Source organism: Micrococcus sp. 63XJN7_8_ISO-PGPR-S23-253 (genome assembly GCF_056173425.1).
The window spans coordinates 1719664-1742869 of the sequence record NZ_CM149673.1 but is presented as its reverse complement, the minus strand read 5'-3'; the positions used below and the strand labels follow the sequence as shown (position 1 = coordinate 1742869).

At 68.7% G+C, this 23206-nt stretch carries 22 protein-coding genes, 1 tRNA gene and 2 pseudogenes; 15 read left to right on the top strand and 10 right to left on the bottom strand.

The window, feature by feature from the left end; all coding sequences use genetic code 11:
* Positions 1-48 precede the first annotated feature (48 nt).
* Positions 49-1632, bottom strand: a complete 1584-nt coding sequence (locus tag AC0VX4_RS08055; RefSeq protein WP_475464192.1) for an anthranilate synthase component I family protein — start codon at positions 1630-1632, stop codon at positions 49-51.
* 53 nt (positions 1633-1685) lie between these two features.
* Here AC0VX4_RS08055 and AC0VX4_RS08050 point away from each other — a divergent pair.
* The 3 genes and pseudogenes from AC0VX4_RS08050 to dnaG all read left to right on the top strand — a co-directional run bounded on the left by AC0VX4_RS08050 (position 1686) and on the right by dnaG (position 4973).
* Positions 1686-2724 (top strand): annotated as a pseudogene (locus AC0VX4_RS08050) (arsenic resistance protein).
* Between the two features lie 62 nt (positions 2725-2786).
* Positions 2787-3032: a hypothetical protein gene (locus tag AC0VX4_RS08045; protein ID WP_145032370.1), complete on the top strand. Its 246-nt coding sequence runs from the start codon at positions 2787-2789 to the stop codon at positions 3030-3032.
* 30 nt (positions 3033-3062) lie between these two features.
* Positions 3063-4973, top strand: a complete 1911-nt coding sequence (dnaG, locus tag AC0VX4_RS08040; protein ID WP_145032373.1) for a DNA primase — start codon at positions 3063-3065, stop codon at positions 4971-4973.
* A gap of 70 nt (positions 4974-5043) precedes the next feature.
* On the opposite strand, the gene AC0VX4_RS08035 is transcribed toward dnaG, so the two are convergent.
* Entirely contained in the window at positions 5044-5718 is a 675-nt protein-coding gene (locus tag AC0VX4_RS08035; protein WP_145032376.1) for a PepSY domain-containing protein, read from the bottom strand.
* Positions 5719-5924: 206 nt separating this feature from the next.
* Here AC0VX4_RS08035 and AC0VX4_RS08030 point away from each other — a divergent pair.
* Positions 5925-5996: transfer RNA gene (locus AC0VX4_RS08030), tRNA-Asn, on the top strand.
* On the opposite strand, the gene AC0VX4_RS08025 is transcribed toward AC0VX4_RS08030, so the two are convergent.
* Both AC0VX4_RS08025 and AC0VX4_RS08020 read right to left on the bottom strand, forming a co-directional pair.
* Positions 5958-6134 (bottom strand): hypothetical protein, encoded by a 177-nt coding sequence (locus AC0VX4_RS08025; RefSeq protein WP_355504678.1) that lies wholly within the window; start codon positions 6132-6134, stop codon positions 5958-5960. The two genes, AC0VX4_RS08030 and AC0VX4_RS08025, sit on opposite strands and share 39 nt — an antisense overlap.
* A gap of 53 nt (positions 6135-6187) precedes the next feature.
* A protein-coding gene (locus tag AC0VX4_RS08020; RefSeq protein WP_145032379.1) for an IS5 family transposase occupies positions 6188-7082 on the bottom strand; the annotation gives its coding sequence in 2 pieces (ribosomal slippage) (positions 6188-6724 and positions 6726-7082; 894 coding nt in all).
* A 142-nt stretch (positions 7083-7224) separates the two neighbouring features.
* Between AC0VX4_RS08020 and AC0VX4_RS08015 the strand changes: the two genes are divergently transcribed.
* The 5 genes from AC0VX4_RS08015 to AC0VX4_RS07995 all read left to right on the top strand — a co-directional run bounded on the left by AC0VX4_RS08015 (position 7225) and on the right by AC0VX4_RS07995 (position 10782).
* A complete protein-coding gene (locus AC0VX4_RS08015) occupies positions 7225-7557 on the top strand; it encodes an ArsR/SmtB family transcription factor (RefSeq protein ID WP_020628509.1) in 333 nt (110 codons plus the stop codon).
* Positions 7554-8267, top strand: coding sequence for a cation diffusion facilitator family transporter (locus AC0VX4_RS08010; RefSeq protein ID WP_100057938.1), 714 nt, complete (start codon positions 7554-7556; stop codon positions 8265-8267). Before AC0VX4_RS08015 ends, AC0VX4_RS08010 begins: the two co-directional genes overlap by 4 nt.
* Positions 8268-8339: 72 nt before the next feature.
* The gene (locus tag AC0VX4_RS08005; protein WP_036317488.1) at positions 8340-9257 is read left to right on the top strand and encodes a cation diffusion facilitator family transporter; all 918 of its coding nucleotides are present in this window, start codon (positions 8340-8342) and stop codon (positions 9255-9257) included.
* Positions 9258-9337: 80 nt separating this feature from the next.
* Positions 9338-10090 carry a DsbA family protein gene (locus tag AC0VX4_RS08000; protein WP_036317487.1) on the top strand — a complete coding sequence of 251 codons (753 nt, stop codon included), beginning with the start codon at positions 9338-9340 and terminating at the stop codon, positions 10088-10090.
* Positions 10091-10098: 8 nt separating this feature from the next.
* Positions 10099-10782: a vitamin K epoxide reductase family protein gene (locus AC0VX4_RS07995; protein WP_080695921.1), complete on the top strand. Its 684-nt coding sequence runs from the start codon at positions 10099-10101 to the stop codon at positions 10780-10782.
* Positions 10783-10868: 86 nt separating this feature from the next.
* Here AC0VX4_RS07995 and AC0VX4_RS07990 read toward each other — a convergent pair.
* Positions 10869-11766: pseudogene (locus tag AC0VX4_RS07990) on the bottom strand (IS5 family transposase).
* Between the two features lie 334 nt (positions 11767-12100).
* On the opposite strand from AC0VX4_RS07990, the gene AC0VX4_RS07985 reads away from it, so the two are divergent.
* Positions 12101-13123, top strand: coding sequence for a cytochrome c oxidase assembly protein (locus tag AC0VX4_RS07985; protein ID WP_223247519.1), 1023 nt, complete (start codon positions 12101-12103; stop codon positions 13121-13123).
* Here the strand turns inward: AC0VX4_RS07985 and AC0VX4_RS07980 are convergent.
* Both AC0VX4_RS07980 and AC0VX4_RS07975 read right to left on the bottom strand, forming a co-directional pair.
* Positions 13120-14014, bottom strand: a protein-coding gene (locus AC0VX4_RS07980) for an IS5 family transposase (RefSeq protein ID WP_088478277.1) whose coding sequence is annotated in 2 segments (ribosomal slippage) — positions 13120-13656 and positions 13658-14014 — 894 coding nt in all. Because the reading frame shifts where the segments join, the coding sequence is not laid out codon by codon here. The genes AC0VX4_RS07985 and AC0VX4_RS07980 overlap by 4 nt on opposite strands.
* 189 nt (positions 14015-14203) lie before the next feature.
* A complete protein-coding gene (locus AC0VX4_RS07975; RefSeq protein ID WP_036317467.1) occupies positions 14204-14800 on the bottom strand; it encodes a hypothetical protein in 597 nt (198 codons plus the stop codon).
* A gap of 190 nt (positions 14801-14990) precedes the next feature.
* On the opposite strand from AC0VX4_RS07975, the gene AC0VX4_RS07970 reads away from it, so the two are divergent.
* The 3 genes from AC0VX4_RS07970 to AC0VX4_RS07960 all read left to right on the top strand — a co-directional run bounded on the left by AC0VX4_RS07970 (position 14991) and on the right by AC0VX4_RS07960 (position 17690).
* Positions 14991-16265, top strand: coding sequence for an Nramp family divalent metal transporter (locus tag AC0VX4_RS07970; RefSeq protein WP_080694935.1), 1275 nt, complete (start codon positions 14991-14993; stop codon positions 16263-16265).
* Between the two features lie 25 nt (positions 16266-16290).
* Positions 16291-16962, top strand: coding sequence for a metal-dependent transcriptional regulator (locus AC0VX4_RS07965; RefSeq protein WP_036317499.1), 672 nt, complete (start codon positions 16291-16293; stop codon positions 16960-16962).
* A gap of 158 nt (positions 16963-17120) precedes the next feature.
* Positions 17121-17690, top strand: a complete 570-nt coding sequence (locus AC0VX4_RS07960) for a recombinase family protein (RefSeq protein ID WP_043282513.1) — start codon at positions 17121-17123, stop codon at positions 17688-17690.
* A 126-nt stretch (positions 17691-17816) separates the two neighbouring features.
* Here AC0VX4_RS07960 and AC0VX4_RS07955 read toward each other — a convergent pair whose 3' ends face one another.
* On the bottom strand, positions 17817-18599 hold the full coding sequence (locus tag AC0VX4_RS07955) for a hypothetical protein (RefSeq protein WP_475464191.1): 783 nt from the start codon (positions 18597-18599) through the stop codon (positions 17817-17819).
* Positions 18600-18758: 159 nt separating this feature from the next.
* Between AC0VX4_RS07955 and AC0VX4_RS07950 the strand changes: the two genes are divergently transcribed.
* Positions 18759-19352: a GNAT family N-acetyltransferase gene (locus AC0VX4_RS07950; RefSeq protein WP_475464190.1), complete on the top strand. Its 594-nt coding sequence runs from the start codon at positions 18759-18761 to the stop codon at positions 19350-19352.
* Positions 19353-19403: 51 nt separating this feature from the next.
* Here the strand turns inward: AC0VX4_RS07950 and AC0VX4_RS07945 are convergent, their stop codons facing one another.
* Positions 19404-19994 (bottom strand): hypothetical protein, encoded by a 591-nt coding sequence (locus AC0VX4_RS07945; protein WP_475464189.1) that lies wholly within the window; start codon positions 19992-19994, stop codon positions 19404-19406.
* A gap of 1361 nt (positions 19995-21355) precedes the next feature.
* Here AC0VX4_RS07945 and AC0VX4_RS07940 point away from each other — a divergent pair.
* Positions 21356-22600: an IS256 family transposase gene (locus AC0VX4_RS07940; protein ID WP_031943898.1), complete on the top strand. Its 1245-nt coding sequence runs from the start codon at positions 21356-21358 to the stop codon at positions 22598-22600.
* A 257-nt stretch (positions 22601-22857) separates the two neighbouring features.
* Here AC0VX4_RS07940 and AC0VX4_RS07935 read toward each other — a convergent pair whose 3' ends face one another.
* Positions 22858-23202, bottom strand: coding sequence for a transposase (locus tag AC0VX4_RS07935; RefSeq protein WP_475464188.1), 345 nt, complete (start codon positions 23200-23202; stop codon positions 22858-22860).
* Positions 23203-23206 lie beyond the last annotated feature (4 nt).

The window sequence follows — 23206 nt, the reverse complement described above, 5'->3', positions numbered from 1 at the left end:
AGCCTAGGCAGGCGGCCCGGGTGGGCGCCCCCGAACCCTTGGGTGGGGTCAGGCGACGTCGGGCGCCGTCGTCGGCAGGCCCGTGCCGGCGGCGCGGGCGAGGGCCCGGCGCAGGCCGCGGGCCTTGAGGAGGACCTCGTCGTGCTCGGCGGCCGGGTCCGAGTCCGCGACGATCGCCCCGCCGGCCCCCACGGACCAGCGGCCCCCGGCGAGCACGGCCGTGCGGATCACGACGGACAGCGACGTCGTCCCGTCCGCGCTCAACATCCCCAGCGCCCCGGAGTAGACCCCGCGCGGGGAGGCCTCCCACGCGGCCAGCAGCTCGACGCTGCGTCGCTTCGGCGCGCCCGTCATCGACCCGCCGGGGAACAGGGACCGCACCACGTCCACGGGTTCGACGCCGGCCCGCGCCGTGCCCGTGACGGTGGAGACGAGCTGGTGGACGCTCGCGTAGCTCTCCACCGCCATGAGGGAGGGCACCTCGACGGAGCCGGGCTCGCACACCCGCGAGAGGTCGTTGCGCAGCAGGTCCACGATCATGAGGTTCTCGGCGCGCGTCTTGGGGTCGGCGGCGAGCGTGCAGGCGGCCTCGGCGTCCTCGGCCGGGTCTGGCAGGCGGGCGGCGGTGCCCTTGATCGGCTTGGTGCTGTACCGCCCGTCCCGGCCGGCGAGGAAGCGCTCGGGCGAGGCCGAGACCACGGCCCACCGGCGGGCGCCCGTGCCGTGCTCCAGCAGCGCCGCGTACGGGGCCGGCTGATGCGCGGCGAGCGCGTGGAAGAGGACCAGCGGGTCCACGCGCAGCCCGGGATCGGCGTCGAAGCGGGTGGTCAGGCACAGCTCGTAGGAGTCGCCGGCGTGCAGCGCGGCGCGGCAGCGGGCGATCTGCTCGGCGTACGCCGCCCGGTCCTCGCGCCACGTGCCCGGCGCCTCCTCGTCGGCCCGGGGTTCCGGGCCGGCGTTCTCCGGGGGCGGCACGACGGCGTCGCCCGCCGCCGTCTCGAGATCGCGGCGGGCCGCGGCGAGGGCACGGCGCACGTCCGCCGCCCAGCGGTCGGCCCCGGCCTCGGCGGCGGTCGGGTCGAGGGAGACGACGCAGCAGTGCAACACCCCGGCCGCATGGTCCGCCACGACGTAGCGGGACGGGCGCACCCAGAACTGCGCGGGCAGGGCTGCGGGGTCCTCGGGTCGACGTGAGGGCGGTGTCACCCCCAGATCCGCCAGGCCGAGTTCGTAGCCGAGCCAGCCGACCAGGCCGCCGCGCAGGGGCAGGCCCTCGCCGCCGACCACCGGCCGGGGTGCGGCCGCGGCCGCGAGGTCCGCCCACGCGCGGTCCGGATCGGCGGGGTCGTCGTGCCGGACCAGGCGCGGGCCGGGGGAGGGCACACGGCCCTGCTCCTCGCCGAGCACGTCCAGCCCGTCGCCCGCCACGGACCAGCGCGCCTCGGCCGGGTCCGGCAGAGCGGAGTCCAGCCAGAACGACGCGGCCCCGCGCATGACGGCGTGCGCATAGACCGCCGCCACGGCGCTCGCCGCCGTGTGGCCGGCCGCCGCGAGCGCCGCGGCGTCCAGCGTGCGCACGGCCACGTGCAGCGGGGTGGCGGCGGCCTCGGGCGGTGCGGGGGCGGTGGGCATGGCCCCCAGCGTAGGGGCCGGACCCCGCCCGGATCGCTCCGTACGCTGGCGACATGCCCTCTTCCCCGCCCCGCCGCGCCCTGGTCGCCGCGCTCGAACGCCACCAGGTGGCGCTGTACCTCGCGGGGATCGCCGCGGGCGCCGTCGTCGGATGGGCCGTGCCCGGGGCCGACGCGTGGGCGGTGCTCGTCGAGCCGGTCCTCGCGCTGCTCCTGCTGGCGACGTTCCTGGCGGTGCCGTTCGCCGCGCTGGGCGCGGGGCTGCGGGACGGGCGGTTCCTCGGGGCACTGCTGGTCCTGAACTTCGTGGTGGTGCCGGCGGTGGTGTTCGGGCTGAGCCGGTTCGTGGCCCACGACGACGCGCTGCTCGTGGGCGTGCTCCTCGTGATGCTGGCCCCGTGCGTGGACTACGTCATCGCGTTCACCGCACTCGCGGGCGGGGCGGCCGAGCGGCTGCTGGCGGCGGCTCCGCTGCTCATGCTCGTCCAGCTGGTCGTGCTGCCCGTGCTGCTGCGCGTCGTCGCCGGCGAGGCGGCGGTGGCTGCGGTCGACGCCGGGCCCTTCGTCCGTGCCCTGGTCATGCTGATCCTGGTGCCGCTCGCGCTCGCGGCGCTGCTCCAGTGGGGTGCGGTGCGCGGCCGCGGTGGGGTGCGGGACACGGCGGCCGGCCCGTGCGGTCGAGGAGGGGATGGCGGCGGCGATGGTCCCGCTCATGGTCGTCACGCTGTTCACGGTGGTCGCCTCACAGATCCGCGGGGTGGGGGAGCGGCTGCCCGCGCTGGCCGCCGTCGTGCCCCTGTTCGCGGCGTTCGCCGCCGTGATGGTGGCCCTCGGCGTGGTGGCTGCGTGGTGGGCGCGTCTCGACGTGCCCGCGGGACGGGCACTCGTGTTCTCGGGCGCGACGCGGAACTCCCTGGTCGTGCTGCCGCTGGCGTTGGCCCTGCCGGCGAGCCTGGACCCGGCCCCGCTCGTGGTGGTGACGCAGACGCTCGTGGAGCTCGGGGTGATGGTGAGCCTCGTCCGGCTGGTGCCCCGGCTGCTGCCGCTGCACGGGCAGTCCGCGGGGGCGGGCGCGCGTCGAACCGTGACCTGACCGCCCAGAATGTTGCCTTCCCGTGACCGGAATCACGGACCCGGGTGACTATCGTGGGCGACATGAGCCTCTCGTTCGTGTCCTCGGCGCGCCGCCGTCACGGCGGCCTGGCTTCGGCCGCGCTGTTCCATCCGCTGGTCGAGGCGGCCACCGGCGCGCTGCCCGTCATCGACCCCGCCACCGGGCGCCCGGCGTCCGAGGGAGCGGGCGCGGCGCGGACCGAAGCGCCCCGCACGGCGGGGACCGGTCCTGCACAGGCCGCAGCGGATGCCGAGCCGTCCACGGAGGCCGGTTCCGCTCGGGGCTGACCGCCCCGCCCCGTCCCTAGAATGGTCCGCATGGCTGGACTGATCGTGCGCAAGGACATCGACCTCGTCCGCGAGCGCACGGATCTGAAGGCCGTCGTGGAGGAGTTCGTCACCCTGCGCTCGGCGGGCGTGGGCTCATTCAAGGGGCTGTGCCCGTTCCACGACGAGCGGACGCCGTCGTTCCACGTGCGCCCCGGCGTGGGCACCTACCACTGCTTTGGCTGCGGCGCGCACGGGGACGTCATCAGCTTCCTGATGGAACTCGAGCACACCACCTTCACGGAGACCGTGGAGCGACTGGCGTCCCGCGTGGGGGTGGAGCTGCACTACGAGGACGGCGGCACCGGCCCGGACAAGGCGGAGACGGGGCGCCGTCGTCGTCTGTTCGAGGCGAACAAGGTGGCGGACGAGTTCTTCCGTCGTGCCCTCGGCTCGCCCGAGGCGCAGGCCGCCCGCGACTTCCTCACCCAGCGGGGATTCACACAGGAGCACGCGGCGCAGTTCGGCCTCGGATATGCCCCGCAGGGGTGGTCGCATCTGCTGGACCACCTCCGGCAGAAGGGGTTCCGGGACGAGGAGCTGCGCGCCTCCGGGCTGGTGTCCGAGGGACAGCGCGGCCTGTACGACCGGTTCCGCGGCCGTCTGCTCTGGCCCATCCGGGACATGACCGGCGCGACCATCGGCTTCGGCGCGCGCAAGCTGTACGACGACGACCCCGGGCCCAAGTACCTCAACACCCCCGAGACGCCGCTCTACAAGAAGTCGCAGGTGCTCTACGGGATCGACCTGGCCAAGCGGACCATCGCCAAGGAGCGTCAGCTGGTGCTCGTCGAGGGCTACACGGACGTGATGGCGGCCCACCTGGCCGGCGTCGGGACGGCGGTGGCCACGTGCGGCACCGCGTTCGGCGCGGACCACATCAAGGTGGCCCGCCGCCTGATCTCCGACGACGGCACGGGCGGCGAGGTGATCTTCACCTTCGACGGCGACGAGGCCGGGCAGAAGGCCGCGCTCAAGGCGTTCGACGAGGACCACCGCTTCCTCGCCAAGACGTTCGTGGCCGTGGAGCCCAGCGGCATGGACCCGTGCGATCTGCGCATGCAGAAGGGCGACGAGGCGGTGCGCGCGCTCATCGCCTCGCGGCGGCCGCTCTTCGAGTTCGCGATCCGGGCCGGGCTCAAGGACTACGACCTGGACACCGTGGAGGGCCGCGCCGGCGCCCTGCGCCATGCCGCTCCGATCGTGGCGGGCATCAAGGACGCCGTCCTGCGTCCCGGCTACGAGCGGGAGCTGGCCGGCTGGCTCGGCCTCGACCCGAACGCCGTGCACCGCGCTGTGGCCGCGGCCGGGCGCGCGCCGCGGCGGGGTCCCGAGCCCGAGGCGCGGCCGGCCCCGGCGGACGACGGGGAGGCGATCGGGCCCCAGGGCCGCCACGGGGAGGCTGCCGCCCCGGCGCCGCGGATCGTGGTGCCGGTGGATCCGCGCGACCCCGTCGCCCGCCGGGAGCGGGAGTCCCTCGAGGTGGTGCTGCAGCATCCGACCCTGCTCTCCGCGGAGCAGTGGACCGCGCTGTACGCCGCCCGCTTCACGGTCCCGCAGTACGCCGCCGTCCACCAGGGCGTGAAGATGGCCGGGTCGGCGGGGGCGACGCCGCAGCGCTGGGTCGACGCCGTGCGGGACGCCGTGCCCCAGGAGGTGGCTGGCGTCGTGTCCGAACTGGCCGTCCGCGACCTGCCCGCCCGCACTCCCGAGGATGTGGACCGGTACTGCCGGGACATCATGAACCGCCTGTTCGCCCTGCAGATCGTGCACCGCAAGGAGGAGCTGCTCGGGCGCCTGCAGCGGCTCGGCCCCGAGGGCGACCCCGCCGAGTTCACCCGCCTCAACAGCGAGCTCATGGAACTGGAGGCGCGCCGCCGGGCCCTCCGCGCCGACGACTGACCCCCACCCGCTTTCGTTCGGGAAACGGCGGTCCCAGGCCCGTTTTCGTTCGGGAAACGGCGGCGCGGCGTCAGTGCTCGTCGACCTTGAGCACCTCACCGGACCTGGCGTCGATCTCGACCTCGGGGCCGTCCGAGCCGTCCTCGCGGTCGAACTCGACCTCCCACTGGAGGGTGCCGTTGTCGTCGTCCAGGTCCATCTTGTCCAGGGTCACCCCGTTACGTCCCTCCCGGGCGGTGTCGAGTGCCTGCTGGGCGGTGACCTCGGCGTCCTTCGCCTTCTGGACGTCCTCGAGATCCGACTCGCGGTCGGTCTCGGTGATGTCGCCGTCGGCGGTGACGTCCAGCTCCTTCACCTCCTCGCCCACCACGACGTCGACCTCCCAGGTCGTGTCGTCATCGTTGGCGTCCACCTCGACGATGATGCCGTCGCCGTGCTTCTCCAGGACCGCGTCGATCACCGCGTAGGCGGGGTCGTCGGCCTGGCCGGTGCCCGAGCCGCTGCTGGCCGCGGCGGCCGTCGACGACGCCGACGTCGACGAGGCCGACGACGACGCCGAGGCCGACGTGGTCGAGGCGTCGTCCGTGGCGGGGGTGCTCGCCACTGCCGAGGAGGCGTCGACCTCCGGCGAGACGGAGCCGTCGTCGCCGTTGTCGGCCGTGGTGCCGCAAGCCGCGAGGGCGAGCGCGGCCAGCACGCCCGTGCCGGTCAGGGCGGTCTTACGCGTGAGGGTCGTGATGGTCATGGACACGTCTCTCCTTCGGGTCCGTTCCTGATGATTCTGGGGATGTCCTCGCACGGTAGGCCTGCCGGAGCCGTGCCTGGCAAGGGCCGCCGGTCCCCGGGGGCGGGCAGGGCGACGACGGCGCCCCGCGGCCGGGTGGCACGCGGGCGGGGGCTCTGGTAGAGTTCCATCCGTTGTCCGAACGGCTCCGGCGGTTCGCGGCACATTCCCCCGTAGCTCAACGGCAGAGCATTCGACTGTTAATCGAAGGGTTGTTGGTTCGAATCCAACCGGGGGAGCCGAGCAGAGGCCCCTGCACCGACCATGTCGGTGTGGGGGCTTCTTCGTGCCTGGAGGATGACCGGGCCGAGCAGCTCCGCGAGCGTGATGTCGAAGACCTCCGCGATGGTGGCCAGCTCCTCCAACGTAAAGGCCACCCGCGCGCGAAGCCGGTGTGAGATGCCGCTCTGTGAGACGCCGAGCGCTGCTGCTAGGGCGTGTCTGACAATGCCTTCGACCACGCGAGCACAGCATTCAGGACCACAGCGGCCCTGTAGATGATCGCGTACTTGTCATACCGGGTCGCCAGACCCCGCCACTGCTTCAGGTGAGCGTACTGACGCTCGATGACGTTGCGGCCCTTGTAGGCGTCCGCGTCGAGGCCGACGGGGCGCCCGCCGCGGGCACCGCGCCGTCTGCGGTGGCCCTGCTGGTCGGCTGGTTCGGGGATGACCGCTTTGATCCCACGGGCGCGTAGGTGGGTGCGGATCGCCCGGGAGGAGTACGCCTTGTCGCCCAGCACGGCCTCGGGGCGGGTCCGGGGCCGCCCTACTGGCCGGGTCACGCGCAGCTGCGCCAGAAGAGGAAGCAGCATCGGGGAGTCCCCTGCCTGGCCGGGGGTGATCAGGCTGACCAGCGGCAGCCCGGTCCCGTCCACGAGCTGATGGATCTTCGTGCTCAGCCCGCCACGGGAGCGCCCGATGACGTGATCGGCCGGCCCCTCACGCGGATTCTTGTAGTTCGATCCATCCCCCTGTGTGGCGGGTGATGTTCGTCGCGTGCTGGTGGGCGCGGGCGATCGTGGAGTCCACCGAGACCGACCAATCGATCAGGCCTTCGGCGTCAGCGGCGGCGGTCAGCGTGGCCAGCACCGTGTCCCATGTGCCTTTTTCGGCCAAGCGCCGATGCCAGGTCCACACGGTCTGCCAGGGCCCGTAGACCTCGGGCAGATCCCTCCAAGCGATTCCGCACCTGTATCGGTAGATGATCGCCTCCACCATGGTGCGGGCATCGGCGAACGGCCTGCCGGCGCGGCCGGTCCGGGTCGGGAGCATCGGGGCGATCAACTCCCATTGGGCGTCGGAGAGCATCTGGAACCGGGACATGTCCCCAGGGTCTCAGCTGACTCGTGCATCTATTCTCAGACACGCCCTAGTTGCGCGGACCTCCTGGGATCGGGCCATGGTGCCGGCCGCTTGCCGGGCGGCACCCCGACAAGGGTACACGTTATGCTGTACCGTTCTAGGCATGAGCACCACGACCCTCACTCATGTCTCGGCGTTGTCCCGACTGGGCCATGCCCTCTCTGATGACACCCGGACCCGGATCCTGCTGGCCCTGCGTGATGGGCCGGCCCGCCCGTCGGCGCTGGCCGGGGAGCTGGGGGTGTCCAAGCAGGTGATGTCCAACCAGTTGGCCTGCCTGCGCGGCTGCGGGCTGGTGACCACTACCGCCGAGGGCCGCAACGTCTGGTACGCCCTGGCCGACCCCCGGCTGGGCCAGACCCTTGGGGAGCTGCTGGAGTTGACGCTGACCATCGACCCGGATTGCTGCTCCGCTGCGGGATGCACCTGCGCATGAGCACCCTCACGCTGAGCTCCAAGCCCCTCACGGACGACCGCCGTGCGGTCCTGCACCGCCGGATCCGCTGGATCGTGGCCGGAACCATCACCTACAACGTGATCGAGGCGGCCATCGCCCTGGCCGCCGGCACCGTGGCCTCGTCCTCCGCGTTGATCGGCTTCGGCTTGGACTCCATCGTGGAGGTCCTCTCCGCCGCCGCGGTGGCCTGGCAGTTCGCCACCCCGGACCCGCACCGCCGGGAGAAGGTGGCGCTGCGCCTGATCGCCTTCTCCTTCTTCGGCTTGGCCGCCTTCATCACCGTCGACGCCGTGCGCACCCTGTTCGGGGCCGGGCAACCGGAGCATTCCACGGTGGGGATCGTGCTGGCCGCCGTGAGCTTGGCCATCATGCCGTTCGTGTCCTGGTTCGAGCGGCGCACTGGCCGCGAACTCGGGTCCGCCTCCGCGGTGGCCGACTCCAAACAGACCCTGATCTGCACCTACCTCTCGGCGGTCCTGCTGGTGGGCCTGGTCCTCAACAGCACCCTGGGCTGGACCTGGGCCGACCCAGTCGCGGCCCTGGTGATCGCCGCCGTCGCCCTCAAGGAAGGGGTGGAGGCCTGGCGCGGGGATGCCTGCTGCACCCCCGCCTCCGCGCTGATCGCCGGGGACCAGAACGAGAAGGACGGCGATGGCTGCGGGGCGGATTGCGCCTGCTGTGCGCATTGAGCGTGCCTTCAGTATCGCCGGACAGGATGGTGACGTTAAGCTGATGATTCATCGAGTGGAAGAGACCCCGGTATGAGCGGACACGATCATTCCCATGCTCTTCCGGCGGCGGGCCGGCGGGGCCGGCTGGCCGTGGTCTTCTCCATCACCGCGACGATCATGGTCGCCGAGGTCATCGGCGCGCTGGCTTCGGGCAGTCTGGCCCTGCTGGCCGACGCCGGGCACATGTTTACTGACTCAGCCGGGTTGCTGATCGCCCTGACCGCCACGACCCTGGCGCTGCGCCCGGCCACGGACAAGCGCACCTGGGGGTACAAGCGCGCCGAGATCATCGCCGCGGCCGCGCAGGCCGCGGTGCTGCTGGCCGTGGGCGGCTTCGTAGCCGTGGAGGGCGTACGCCGGCTCATCGAACCCCCCGAGGTCGAATCCACCGCGATGCTCTGGTTCGGGGTGATCGGTTTGGCTGGCAACCTCATCGGTCTGGCGATCCTGGCCTCTTCCCGAGGTGAGAACCTGAACATGAAGGCCGCGTTCCTGGAGGTACTCAACGACGCCCTGGGATCGGTCGCAGTGATCGTTTCGGCGATCGTGATCGCCACCACCGGCTGGAATCGCGCCGATGCGGTGGTGTCCCTGTTGATCGCCGCACTGATCGTGCCCAGAGCCCTGATCCTGCTTCGCGACACCATCGACGTACTCATGGAGACCACCCCCAAGGGCTTGGACCTGGAGGCGGTCCGCATCCGGCTATCGGAGCTGCCGCACGTGCTGGAGGTCCATGACCTGCACGCTTCACGCATCGACTCCGACACCCCCGTGCTCTCCGCGCATGTCACCGTGCACAACGGCTGCCTGACCGCCGCGCACCTGGGCACTGTGCTGACCGACCTGCAACGGTGCGTGGCCCAGGATTTCCAAGTACCCATCGAACACTCCACCTTCCAAATCGAACCGGCCACCCACCCCCACACTGAGACCCTCCACCCCTGACCCACCCCTGCATCCCAGCCCCAGCTCATTCCCACCCCGACGGCACGGTGCCGTCGCCACCGACCGAAACGGATCCCTTCGTGAGCACACCGACCCGCAATCCGACCCCCTCTGATCCGTCAACACCGGGCACCACATCCCGCAAGGCCAAGACCATCGTCTGGGTCGTACTGGCCGCTGTGGTGCTGGCCGGGCTGATCGTCGGAGTGGTGGCCGCCAGCGGCCCCCGCGACGCCGCCCCCCAGGGCTCCGGGCAAACTGCCTCCTCCGGGACCGGGCAGAGCGCCCCCTCGGAGGCCACGCCGGTGATGCGCCCAGACAGCCGGGTACTGTCCAAGGCCCCGAACGAGCAGGCCGTGCTGGTGGAGTTCCTGGACTTCGAGTGCGAGGGCTGCAAGGCCGCCTACCCGGTCGTGGAAGAACTGCGCGCCGAGTACGCCGACACGGTGACCTTTGTGCACCGCTACTTCCCGCTGCCCGGACATCCCAACTCGATGACCGCCGCCGTAGCCGTGGAAGCCGCCGGCCAGCAGGGACAGTACGAGGCGATGTATCAGCAGATGTTCGACACCCAGGAGCAGTGGAGCCATACCACTGAGGACCGGAGCCCGGTGTTCCGCGGTTACGCCGAGGATCTCGGCCTGGACATGGCCGCCTACGATGCCGCGGTGGCTGACCCGGCCACCCGCGACCGCATCGAGGCCGACGTGGCCGACGGGACCGCGCTGGGCGTGCAGGGCACCCCGACCTTCTTCCTGGACGGACAGATGCTCACTCTGAACACCCTCGAGCAGTTCCGCGCCGAGGTCGACGCCGCCGCCACGACGGACTGACCGGGCCCATGAGTGTCCCCGACACCGACACCAATTCACCCGTGACGATCCCCACGACCACCACCGACCGCCCTGCCGGTACCGGGCAGGCCTCCGACGTAGCGGGGATACCGACTGTCGCCCGGCACCGTCCGTTCGGCCTGGTGCTGTTGATCACCGGGGTGGTCGGCTGGGTGGCCTCGGCGATCCTGGTGCTCGAACGCCTGGAGCTGTACGAGGATGCCGGGTACATCACCAGCTGTGACATCAACCCCTGGGTGTCTTGCGGGAAGGTGATGGGGACCTGGCAGTCCGAGCTGTTCGGCTTCCCCAACCCGTTGATCGGCATCGTGGCGTTCGCCGTGGTCATCACCACCGCCATGGTGACCCTCTCCGGGGCGAGCCCCGGGCGCTGGTACTGGGCCGGCCTGCAGGCCGGGGTCACCGCCGGCACGGTGTTCACCATCTGGCTGTGGTCCCAGGCGTTGTTCGAGATCCACATCCTGTGCCTGTACTGCATGATCGTGTGGGCGGCGATGATCCCGCTGTTCATCCTGCTCACCGTGCGCAACCTCGCCCACGGCGTGATCCCCGCGCACGCCGCGGTGGTGCGGTTCTCCGCCGGCTGGGCCGGAACCCTGGTGGCCATCGCCTATGTGGCCGTGGCCGCCTCGGTGTTCTGGACCTTCTTCCCGGCCCTCACCGGTTACTGACACACCAGCCGCACTACGGCCCGCCCACGCGCCCGCAACGAGGAGAAACCACACCATGGCCGAGACCGACGTGCTAGGGCGTGTTGCTAAAGGATAGTAGTCAGCCAATGCAGTGTCGCGGCGAGGCAGAGCCCGGCGTGATAGTTCCGGGCGTACTTGTCCGAGCGCATCGCGATCCCTCGCCACTGCTTGAGCCGGTTGAAGCACCGCTCTACGACGTTGCGTCCCCGGTAGCGCTGGCGCTGGTCTTCACCGAAGTCGATCGGTCTTCCTGGGCGGCGGCGCCGGTGCGTGATCTGATCGGCCCGCTCGGGGATCGTGGCCGCGATGCCATGCCGGCGCAGCCAGGCCCGGTTCGCCTTCGAGGGGTAGCCCTTGTCTGCAATCAGGCGGTCAGGCCGCGCCCGGGGCCGCCCACGGGCCCCGGCAACGCTGATCTGCTCCAGCGTGGTGGCCAGCATCGAGGTGTCCGCCACCTGCCCGCCGGTCACCACGAACGCCAGCACCCTGCCCTTGCCATCACAGACCAGATGATTCTTCGTCGTCAGACCGCCACGGGAGCGTCCGATGGCATGGTCAGCCGGCTCGTCCGTTGATTTCTTGTAGTTCATCCAGGCCCCCTGTGGGGCGGGGCAGGGTCGCCCCGTGCTGGTGGACGCGCACGATCGTGGAATCGATCGAAGCCACCCAATCCAGCTCGCCAGCCTGCTGTGCCATCGACTGAGTGCGCTCGAGCACCTGCTCCCACACGCCTTGGGCGGCCCACCGGTTGAAGTTCTTGTAGATCGTGTTCCAGTTCCCGAACCGCTCGGGCAGATCCCGCCACGGCGCCCCCGTGCGGAAGCGCCACGCGGTGGCCTCGACCACCGCGCGCCGATCCACCGGCGGCCGACCCGTGGACTTCGGGGCAGGGAACAGCGGGCCGATCACGGCCCAGAGCTCGTCCGAGATGACATCACGCGACATGACCCCAGACTCGCGCATCCACGTCCCCGAATCCTTTAGCAACACGCCCTAGTGATCGGCGCCCGCCAAGCAGGGCTGGCGCTCGGGCACTACCTGAGGCGTGAGGAGCCGAGCTGTCGGCAAAGCCGGACACAGGTTGGGAAACCGAGAAGGGCAGGCAGTAGGTTCCTTGTCCAACAGGCCCTCTACCGCCACGTCGCGACAACCGGGCAGCTCCGTGAGGATGGAGGCAAGGTCCTCGCCCGGAAAGGAAGTACATGATCGGCTGGCTGGAGCGGTGGCAGATTCCCTTGTACCTGGTTGCCCTGGGAGCCGGTGCCGCTTGCGGAAGCGGCATAACCGAACCGACACCGTGTCCACGATCAAGGGCCAAGGCCCCACTCCTACTCCGGCCTCACCTGACCCCGCTCCGGCACCACCACCGCGGCCGAAGTCGCCGACGTTTGATCGCCTCGATGAAGGGAAATTCGCTATGCCGCCGATCGACCAGTGGGTCACGTTCGAACCCCTCACCGGCTCACCCGTCGGCATCGCCGCTCTGCTGTTCGCGGCACTGTATCTGCGAGGAGCGATCTGGATGTGGCGAAACAGGCGCCGTTGGGCGATCGCCCGCACAGCATCGTTCCTGATCGGGTGCGCCCTGATCTTCGCTATCACGATGTTCGGTGTGAACCGTCTCGCGACGGAATCCATCACAGCGCTGGTGTTCCAGCAGATCACCCTGCTGACCGTCGTTCCGCCGCTCCTCATCGCAGGGTCACCCGGGCTGCTGCTCCTGCGCAGCACACCGCACACCGGCCTCGGGCGTCTCGTGCTCCGTGCCGCGCACGGGGGACTGCGCTCACGATTCTGGAGCGCCGCACTGCACCCTGTGGTCGCCATCGTCATTGCGATACTGCTGTACCCGGTCCTCTACCTGACCGACGCGATCAGCGTCATCATGCGCATCCCCTTCGGCCAGGACGCCTTGCTCTTCGTCATCCTCGTCCTCGGCATCGTCTCGGCAACACCGCTATGGTCCTCCGATCCGCTACCGCGCCAACCCTCCTTCGCCGCACGATTCGTCGATATCGCCGTCGAGATCCAGATCCACGCCATTTTCGGCCTGATCCTGCTCCGTACCGCCACACCGCTGTTCAGCGCATACGCCACCCCCACAGGCAGCCATGACCCCGTCATCGACCAGGCGATCGCCGGCACGCTGGTATGGACCTACGCGGAGCTGCCGATGTTCGTAGTGCTCATCGTCTGCCTGTCCCGCTGGCGAGCCCGCGACGTGCGCACCTCGAGACAGCGACAGAAAGCCGAGGACGCCGAACTCGACTCTTACAACGAGTACCTCGCCAGCCTCTCCCGAAGACGGAACGAGAGCTAGGGCATGTCTGACAATCGTTTGGACCACGCGAGCACAGCGTTCAACACCACGGCGGCCCGGTAGACGATCGCGTACTTGTCGTACCGGGTCGCCAGGCCCCGCCATTGCTTCAGGTGCGCGTACTGGCGCTCGATCACGTTCCGGCCCTTGTAAGCCTGCGAGTCCAGGCCCACGGGACGGCCACCGGCCGAGCCGCGGCGCCTGCGGTGGCCCTGCTGATCCGCCGGCTCGGGGATCACGGCTTTGATCCGGCGGGCACGCAGGTGGGTGCGGATCGCCCGGGAGGAGTACGCCTTGTCGCCCAGCACCGCCTCGGGGCGGGTCCGGGGCCGCCCTACCGGCCGTGCCACGCGCAGCCGCCCCAGCAGCGGCAGCAGCATCGGGGAGTCCCCGGCTTGGCCGGGGGTGATCAGGCTGACCAGCGGCAGCCCGGTCCCATCGACGAGCTGATGGATCTTCGTGCTCAGCCCTCCCCGGGAGCGCCCGATGCCGTGATCGGCCGGCTCCTCATGCAGATTCCTGTAGTTCGACCCATCCCCCTGTGAGGCGGGTGATGTTCGTCGCGTGCTGATGCGCGCGGGCGATCGTGGAGTCCACCGAGACCGACCAATCGATCAGGCCTTCGGCGTCCGCGGCGGCGGTCAGCCTCGCCAGCACCGCATCCCAGGTGCCCTCTTCAGCTAAGCGCCGGTGCCAGGTCCACACGGTCTGCCAAGGCCCGTAGACCTCGGGCAGATCCCTCCATGCAATCCCGCACCGATATCGGTAGATGATCGCCTCCACCATCGTGCGGGCGTCCGAGAACGGCCTGCCGGCCCTGCCGGTCCGGGTCGGGAGCATCGGGGCGATCAACTCCCATTGGGCATCGGAGAGCATCTGGAAGCGGGACATGCCTTCCAGGGTGTCAGCTGGCCCCCTGGATCCATTCTCAGACACGCCCTAGGGGGTGTCTGAGAAACCGTCCAGTTGGGTATGCCAGAAGCGACCCCCTGTCCCTCAGGGGATGGTGGGGGCGTTGTCCTGGTGTGAGGGCGAGGTCCTGATCCTTCAGAGGCGGCATGGCGGTCCGTCGTGCGGGGGTCAGATCAGCGGTGCGGCGCTCACGGACAGGTTGGTGCCCACACCCGTGGCGTTGAGGTAGACGACGGTGGTGCCGTAGCCGGAGACCGTGATGGACCGGTAGAGGGAGATGGCCGTGACGGCGGTCGAGCTGGCGCCCGTGGACCCGGCGACGCTGTAGGGGGACTGCCCCGTGGTGCCGCAGGCCTCAGTGCGGTCCAGGCCGAGCCGGCAGGTACCGTCGGTGCGTCCTACGGATCCGTTGGCCGGGACGGCGAGGCCGTTGGTCGCGTTGTAGGTCTTCCCGTTGTTCAAGGCGATCCGGGAGGTGCCGCCGTTGCTGGTGGAGGAGACGGATCCGGTGCGCACCCCGCAGGCCGCGGCCTCGTCGCTGAGGCGGAAGTCGAAATCGAGGGCCACCTGCTTGTTGGACAGCCTGCCGAGCGTCTCGTTGGTGATGCGCAGGTAGGTCAGGGTGAACGCCGAGGCTGGGAGGGGCTTGCCTGCGGTGTACCCCGCGCAGGAGGAGGCGGCCATGGCGGGCGCGGCCGTCGATGCGGCCACGGCCGGCACGGCCCAGGCGAGGCCGGTGGCTACTGAACGGCGGGAGATTTCCATGAGGGGTACTCCAGTTAGGGCACACAAAAGAATTCAGGTGCACACGATTAGGTTCGTGAAAGCAGGAGTGTTCGGCTACGGCCGTCGGTGCATCTGAGACTGCCGGGGTGCCGGGGTGTGGTCAGACCACCTGTCTCCTCAGAGTTCAGGTATGTTAAATCTCATGCATGCATCGCCATTGGAGCCTCGGATGACCGCCGGTGTGGATCGGCCGGCGGATGGCAAGGTCGCCGTGGAGAGGGTGGATCGCCCCGGTCGTCGGGGAATGCGGCTGCTGGGGCCGGCCTTCGTGGCGGCGGTGGCCTATGTGGACCCCGGCAATGTGGCTGCGAACCTGACGGCGGGGGCCCAGTACGGGTACCTGCTGGTCTGGGTGCTGGTCGCAGCGAACCTGATGGCCATGCTCGTGCAGTACCTCTCGGCGAAGCTCGGGCTCGTCACCGGCCGCTCGCTTCCGGAGCTGCTGGGGCACCGGTTGCCGCGCGGGCGGCGTTTGGCGTACTGGGTGCAGGCGGAGATCGTGGCCGCCGCCACGGATCTGGCCGAGGTGATCGGAGGGGCCATTGCCCTGCACATCCTCTTCGGTATCCCTCTGCTGGCCGGCGGGGTGATCGTCGGGGTGGTCTCGATGATCCTGTTGGGTGTGCAGTCCCGGCGCGGGCAGCAGCCCTTCGAGTTCGTCGTCGTGGGCCTGCTGGCCGTGATCACCCTCGGGTTCGTCTCGGGACTGTTCTACGGGCCCATCTCCTGGGGTGAGGCCGTGGCGGGCATGGTCCCCCGGTTCGAGGGAACCCAGACGGTGCTCCTGGCGGCCGGCATGTTGGGGGCCACGGTGATGCCCCACGCGATCTATGTGCACTCAGCTCTGGCGCGTGACCGCCATCAGGGGGCCCACGCTCATCCGGGCACCCTTGGCAGGCTGCTGCGGGCCACCCGGTGGGATGTGGGGCTGTCGCTTCTGGTGGCAGGGTCGGTGAACATCGCGATGCTGCTGCTGGCGGCGGCCAATCTCTCCGGGGTCTCCGGGACGGACAGCATCGAAGGCGCCCACGCGGCGATCACGACCGCACTGGGGCCGGCGGTGGGCGTGCTCTTCGGCGTCGGCCTGTTGGCCTCCGGGCTGGCCTCCACCGCGGTGGGCTCCTATGCGGGGTCGGAGATCATGGGCGGGCTGCTGCGCTGGCGCATCCCTCAGATGCTGCGGCGGGTGCTCACGCTGATCCCCGCGCTGCTGGTCATCGCCTCCGGGGTGGACCCCACCTGGGCGCTCGTCCTCTCCCAGGTGCTGCTCAGTATCGGCATCCCCTTTGCCATGATCCCCCTGGTCCGACTGACCGGTGCCCGGGCCGTGATGGGCCGACACGCGAACTCCACGCCCCTGCAGACGGTGGCATGGGTGGTCGTGGCTCTGATCGTGGCCCTGAACGCCGTGCTGCTGTGGCTGACGTTGACCGGGCAGGGGTGAAGGAGGTCCCGCTATCGTGCAGGCCATGAGCCTCGACGAGATCACTCCGGTGGCCCAGGACTACCTCAAGGCGATCTGGTCCGCCACGGAGTGGGGAGACGCGCCGCTGAGCACGAAGAGCCTGGCCGCACGCATGGGCACCACCGCGCCCAACGTCACCGAGACGGTCAAGCGCCTGGCAGCCCAGGGCCTGGTCGAGTACCAGCCCTACAAGCCCGTGACCCTCACCGGGAAGGGATGCGAGCACGCGATCGCGATGGTCCGCCGGCACCGGCTGCTGGAAAGCTTCCTCGCCGCGAGCCTAGGCTACTCCTGGGACGAGGTCCACGCGGAAGCCGAACGACTCGAGCACGCCGCCTCCGACGAGCTGATCGAGCGGATCGATCAGATGCTGGGCCACCCCACGCACGATCCCCACGGCGACCCCATCCCCACTCCCGTAGGGCAGCGGGAGCGGCCGGCCCACGCGGTCCGCCTGGATGCAGCCGAGCCGGGGTTCTACCGGGTCCTACGCATCTCCGACGCCGACCCGCAGCGTCTGATCCGCTTCCAGCAGGCCGGAATCGTTCCCGACAGTGTCGTCGAGGTGGCCGAGGCCGGCCACTTCCGACTGCGCGTGGTCGCAGTCGGGCCCGTGGAACTCATCGAGACGGATGCGGCTGCCATCTGGCTGGTGCCGAGCTCGACTCGAGGATGAATCGTCCCCACCTTCATTGCGCAGCGGTGCCGCCCCGTCGAGAAGCAGGCTGTCCAAGGGGGTATACCCCTTTACACACCCCGTCCACCCACGAGACCATCACGTCAGAGACGGTCCCAAACCGGGCAGTTAGACAGAAGTGTCGGAGGGTATAAGACGTGGTTGGACAGACAGTGGCCTATGTGCGGGTCAGCTCGGCCGAGCAGAACCTGGATCGTCAGCTCGAGGCGGTGGGGGAGTGCGACCGCGTCTTCCAGGACAAGATCAGCGGCAACTCCCGAGCCAAGCGCACCGGGTTGGCTGAGCTGATGCGGTACGTGCGGGAGGGGGACCTGGTGAAGGTCGCCTCGATGGACCGCCTGGGCCGCGACACTCGGGACCTGTACGCGATCGTGGATGAGCTCACGGACAAGGGGTGTGCGGTGCAGTTCGTGTCCGAGCGGATCACGGTGGACAAGTCCGGCACCTCTCCGGTGGACGGGTTGATGTTGGGCATCCTGGCGGCGTTCGCTGAGTTCGAGCGCCGGCGGATCAAGGAGCGTCAGGCCGAGGGCATCGCGTTGGCCAAGGCCCGCGGCAAGTACGTGCAGGCCCCGAAGCTCTCGGACACCGACGTGGAGCAGGCGCGCGTGATGATTCAGATGGGGATCCCGAAGGCCGAAGTGGCGCGCGCGTTCGGGGTGAGCCGGCAGACGCTGTACGCCTCGCTGCGCCGCGTCGCTCCGTAGTCACTCCACGCGCGGCTCAAATGACAGATTTAACCCGATAGATGGGCTGGCTCTTTACGAGCGCGCGGCAAGGAAAGCTCGTATACCGGGGATCTTCGGCACGAAGTGATGGGTCGAATGCTGTGATCAGCTGGCGATGTTGGACCAGTTGGCTGTCCCGCCACCGGACCAGATGGTCCCAACGACGCGCACGCCGTTGTCCCAGAGGTTGCGGACTTCATGGCGGAGGACGACGGGAACGGTGCGGTCGCCTCTGAGGTCGCCAAAAGTGGGTGCGTGAATGCCCCAGAGTTTGCCAATAAGATCGTCTCCTACCCGGACGCCGATTGCCTCGTTCTGCCCGAACTCGTGAGGTCTCCGCTCGATGACGGCGGGTATCTCGACGGTTTCCCCCTCGGTGAGCTTTAGCCGCTTCACGACCTTGAGCATGGAGTCCGCGCGTGATGTGTTTGTGCCGGCGACGGGGAACGCGCCTTTAACCTTTGACGCCTCCACGGTGGCCGGGGCAAACTTCTTCCCGCTGCGCTTCTCGGGATGAGTGGCGGGATCGTCGGTATAGATCCACGCGGGCTCATCCTCGCCGATCCACGCGTAAGCGGGTCCGATGGTTAGGACGTCCCCCTCTCGCACCACCATTACCTGATAGCGGGCAGGGTGCCGGAAGCGCGGGTCCGGCTCCAGGTAGCCCCGGGTGGAGCTGTCGAGGTAGCCCACGAGCTCACCAGCCACGCGAACGGCGAACTCCCCATACATAGGGCTGTCGTCGTGCCGGATTGTTACGGTGGCAGCGTGTTCGAGGAGGTTGATGCCCTCGTGAAGGATTGCGGTGCGGGCAAGGTCGCTTACGGCGGGCCTCTGGTAGGTCAATCCTCCTGTAACCGCGTAGGGGCGGGGCTTTCGTGGGCTCATAGGGTCACCTTAGGGGGAAGAATCTAGGACGTGTCTGAGAATGCTTCGAGGGTCTGACGAAGGCCCTGGCAGGCCGCGTGGACCCGACATCGACTCAGGGTGTGGGCACTGGTCTGCCCGGGGGCTGACTCGAGGACTTTTGTTCGTACCCTGTCTGTCATGGCCACCCCCCTCCTGGAGCTCGCCGCGAGTCGAGGCGTCTGCTTCCCGCTGCGAGCCCGCCGGCTGACCCTCACCCCGTTCCGGGGTCTCGATGCACCCGCCGTGTGGGGCTTCTGCCGTCTCGAGCAGGTGTGGACGTGGACCTCCGGCCGCCCGGAGAGTGAGGGCGCGCTACGAGAGTCCTACCTCGCGGCGGGGGACCGCCTCACCGTGCGGGTCGGAGACGTCATCGTCGGTGTCGGGAAGGCCGCGGTGCAGGACGCGTGGAGTCAGGGCGGCCCGCGGGAGGAAGCCCGGGACGCCCAGGCCGAGCTCGGCTGGACGATCGATCCGCGCCAGGCGGGGCAGGGCTATGGCACCGAGCTTGCGCGAGCCCTGCTGGGCCTCGCGTTCAACGATCTGGGTGTGCGACGCGTGGAGGCTCACGCCTTCGCGGACAACGCCCCGAGCCTGCGCATCATGGAGAAGGTGGGGATGCGTCACGAGGGCACGTTCAAGGAGGAGTCTCTGCATCTCACGCGCGGCTGGGTGGATGGCGCCACCTACGCGATGCTCGCCTCGGAGTTCCATCTGTCCCTCACGCAGGAGTGATCCCGAGTGTGGGAACCAGTCGCCGTTCTCACGAGTGATCAACGCTCCCGATTAAGACCCCCACTCGTTTATACTTGCCGCTGCGCTGTCGTCGATCCACAGGCCTTCGACCTTTATCTCGCTGTCCCCCCAATCGGCCAGGAACAAGTTCACCAAGTTAATTGCTCCCGCCACAATTACTCGCAGCGTATGATCCGCTTGTAGGTGGGGATTGCCCGGGGTTGCTTCGAGAGCATCCGCTAGCAGCAGGTCGACGGTCGTTTTAGAGATGGAAAATCCCCTATAGGAGGGGTCCCCTAGAGGATCCCTTATGGGCACGCTTCTATCCAGGGTAAATTCAAAGCTTGGCACGATGTCGATCGCGATCCGGTGCTTGTCTCGATTACTTAGTTCCACTAGCGCCCGGGTCCACTCTGTCCCGTTAAACGGTTGGATCCGTTCAATCCACTCGTGATGCTCAGGTGAAAGTCCGGGGAGGGACTCCCTCTTTTCCTTCCCGTACCCGGCAGCCTTCGTGCGAAGTGGAAACTTCGTGCCCTCGTGGCGCGATCCCGAGTCCGCCCACACCATGTTAAAGGCAAGATAATCGAGCGCGGTTCGAACATGATTTATGCATTCACTCGCCTGGTGGGCGAGTTGCATACGAGCCCGAGCATCTAGGGAAGGATATCCGACAAGATTTGCGTTAGTGAACTCTGGCTGATCTTGACCTCGAGGGGCCCTCAGAGCCGGATCGAAACCGGGCCACGAAGAAATTAAATCGGCTGAAAGTTCTGCGAACTCATTGATTTTAAAAACAGAAGATATAAGTCTTAGTGCCACCGGTTCTAAAGAGGGGCTATCGCGTTGCACTTGAGGAACGTATCGAAATATCTCACTCGAACCATCCCCGGCCAAGGGAGACTTTTTTTGTAACGACGGAACGGCAATAGATGGTGAAGTCGACATACGATTATTATTCAATTTTTCCCATTCCCTCAATGGTAGTCATCTTATATCAACTAAGATTCTCATCGAGACTATACTCGGGGGCCTGTCTGGTGGCGGTCATGCTGCGCCGGCTCCGCGTGCTCGGGCACGGTCGTGTCGTCGTTCATGAGTGAGCTCACCACGGGAGTATCCCATAGAAGTGAGGTGGATCACGTGAGGCGTGTGGGCCTGGGCATGCGAAACGAGTGCTGGTCCTCGCCCAGCGAGCACGGGCGGTGGGCTGGGCGGCTCACGGTGCTGACCGAGGCCTCCACCTACGGTGCGTCCGAGGACTTCCTCCTGGGGCTGCAGGGCCTGGAGCACGTCACGGTGCTCGGAGAGGTGACGGGGGCGGCAGTGGCCGGCCTCGAACGCTCCCGCTCTCGCCGACCCAAGCCTGCGGATCAGCACCGCGATCACCTACGACCGTGCCGGAGAACCGGTCGAATACCGGGGGATTCACCCAGATCGCAGCCTTGCCCTCCCGGTGGCAGATCTCTGATCCCCCGAGATCCACCGAGCATGCTCCAGGGCACTTCAAGGACCACACACTGGCCCACGATCCGCGTACGAGCGCGGCCGGACTGCTGGAGTCGCTGGCCCTGGACGCAGACGCCGGCGTGTGAGCGGTGGTGGCATCCGGCGCAGTGGATCCAGCGGGGCAGCGCAGCTGCCAGCGCGCCGGACGCGGCCCACACGGTGCACGGCTCGGCGTCACGGTAGCGAGCGGGATACCCCTTATGTCGCGTGCGTGGAGGCGCGCAGCGCGGAGTCGCGTCAGTCTCGGGAGGCGGCGAGGCGGCAGTGGTGGGACGAGCGGGAAGCGCCGTTGCTTAACGCGATCGGACGTGGCGCCGCGTCCCGGAAAGTGCTCACCGAGCTGGGAATCATCGTGCAGGCAGTGACCGCGAGTTGAGTCCCTGATAGTGGTGTAACCCTCCCCGGCCGCCAACACCGTCCCCAGCATGGACGCGGTCACCGTGGGAGCCTTCGAGTGAACCTTCCACAGCACTCTCGAAAGGGACATCACCACGATGACCGCTCCTCACATTGTCGACCCTGAACGCCTGCTACGCGAAGCGATCGGCGAAGCCTCGCCGGACTTGTTGCGCCACCTGCTGCAGACCGTGATCAACGCCCTGCTCAGCGCTGACGCAGACGCGGTCTGCGGCGCCGAGTACGGCACCGCTTCTGATACCCGCACCGCACAGCGCAACGGGTACCGCCACCGGCCCCTCGACACCCGCGCCGGCACGATCGACGTGGCCATCCCGAAACTGCGCGCCGGCACGTACTTCCCAGAGTGGCTGCTCGAGCGACGCAAGCGGGCCGAGTCCGCGTTGATCACGGTCGTCGCCGACTGCTACCTCGCTGGGGTCTCCACCCGACGCATGGACAAGCTCGTGCGCCAGCTGGGCATCGACTCGCTCTCGAAGTCCCAGGTCAGCCGGATGGCCGCCGAGCTGGACGAGCACATCGACGCGTTCCGGCACCGCCCGCTGGGGGATGCCGGCCCGTTCGTGTTCCTCGCCGCGGACGCCCTGACCATGAAGGTTCGCGAGGGTGGTCGGGTGATCAACGCGGTGGCCATGGTCGCCACCGGCGTCAACGCTGACGGGCGACGTGAGGTACTCGGGCTGCGGGTGGCCACCACGGAGTCAGGCGCGGCGTGGAACGAGTTCTTCGCTGATCTGGTCGCCCGCGGCCTTCACGGGGTGAGACTGGTGACTTCGGACTCCCACCGTGGCCTGGTCGAAGCCATCGCGGCGAACCTGCCCGGGGCCGTGTGGCAGCGGTGCCGCACGCACTATGCCGCGAACCTGATGGCGGTGACCCCGAAGGCCATGTGGCCGGCGGTGAAGGCCATGCTCCACAGCGTCTACGACCAGCCTGACGGGCCCGCGGTGCACGCCCAGTTCGACCGGCTCTTGGACTACGTGGCCGAGCGGTTGCCCGCCGTGGCTGGGCACCTCGATGCTGCTCGGGAGGACATCCTCGCGTTCATCTCGTTCCCGAAGGACGTGTGGTCCCAGATCTGGTCGAACAACCCTGCCGAGCGCCTGAATCGGGAGATCCGGCGCCGCACGGACGCGGTGGGCATCTTCCCGAACCGGGATGCCGTGGTGCGGCTCGTGGGGGCCGTGTTGGCTGAGCAGACGGATGAGTGGGCCGAGGGCCGCCGGTACCTCGGTCTCGAGCTGCTGGCCCGCTGCCGCGAGCCCCTCACGCAAGAACCGGGCACCGTGATGGGCACGGAGGTGATGCCGGCCCTGGCCTGATTCTCATGCCTCGAAGACGGTTACACCACTTCCAGGGACTTGACCTGACCGCGCACCGCCGCCGCTCAGACGCCACGAGCGCGGACCGTGTCGGTCCGCGCCCGTTGTTCGTCCTCAGCTGTTGCGGGCACGCATAGGGCCGATGGAGTGGGAGGCGATGGGAGAGGATTTCAGGCCGCTTTAGAGACAACCGGAGAGCGGAAGTAGCTGGGCCTGCCAGAGCACCCCGGCGGCCCAACACGCCCTAGGGCGTGTTGCTAAAGGAGGGTAGTCAGCCAGTGCAGTGTCGCTGCGAGGCTGAGCCCGGCGTGATAGTTCCGGGCGTACTTGTCCGAACGCATCGCGATCCCTCGCCACTGTTTGAGCCGGTTGAAGCACCGCTCCATGACATTGCGTCCCCGGTAGCGCTGGCGCTGGTCTCCACCGAAGTCGATCGGCCGGCCCGGGCGTCTGCGCCGGTGCGTGATCTGATCGGCCCGCTCGGGGATCGTGGCCGCGATGCCATGCCGGCGCAGCCAGGCCCGGTTGGCCTTCGAGGGGTAGCCCTTGTCTGCAATCAGGCGGTCAGGCCGCGCCCTGGGCCGCCCACGGGCCCCGGCCACGCTG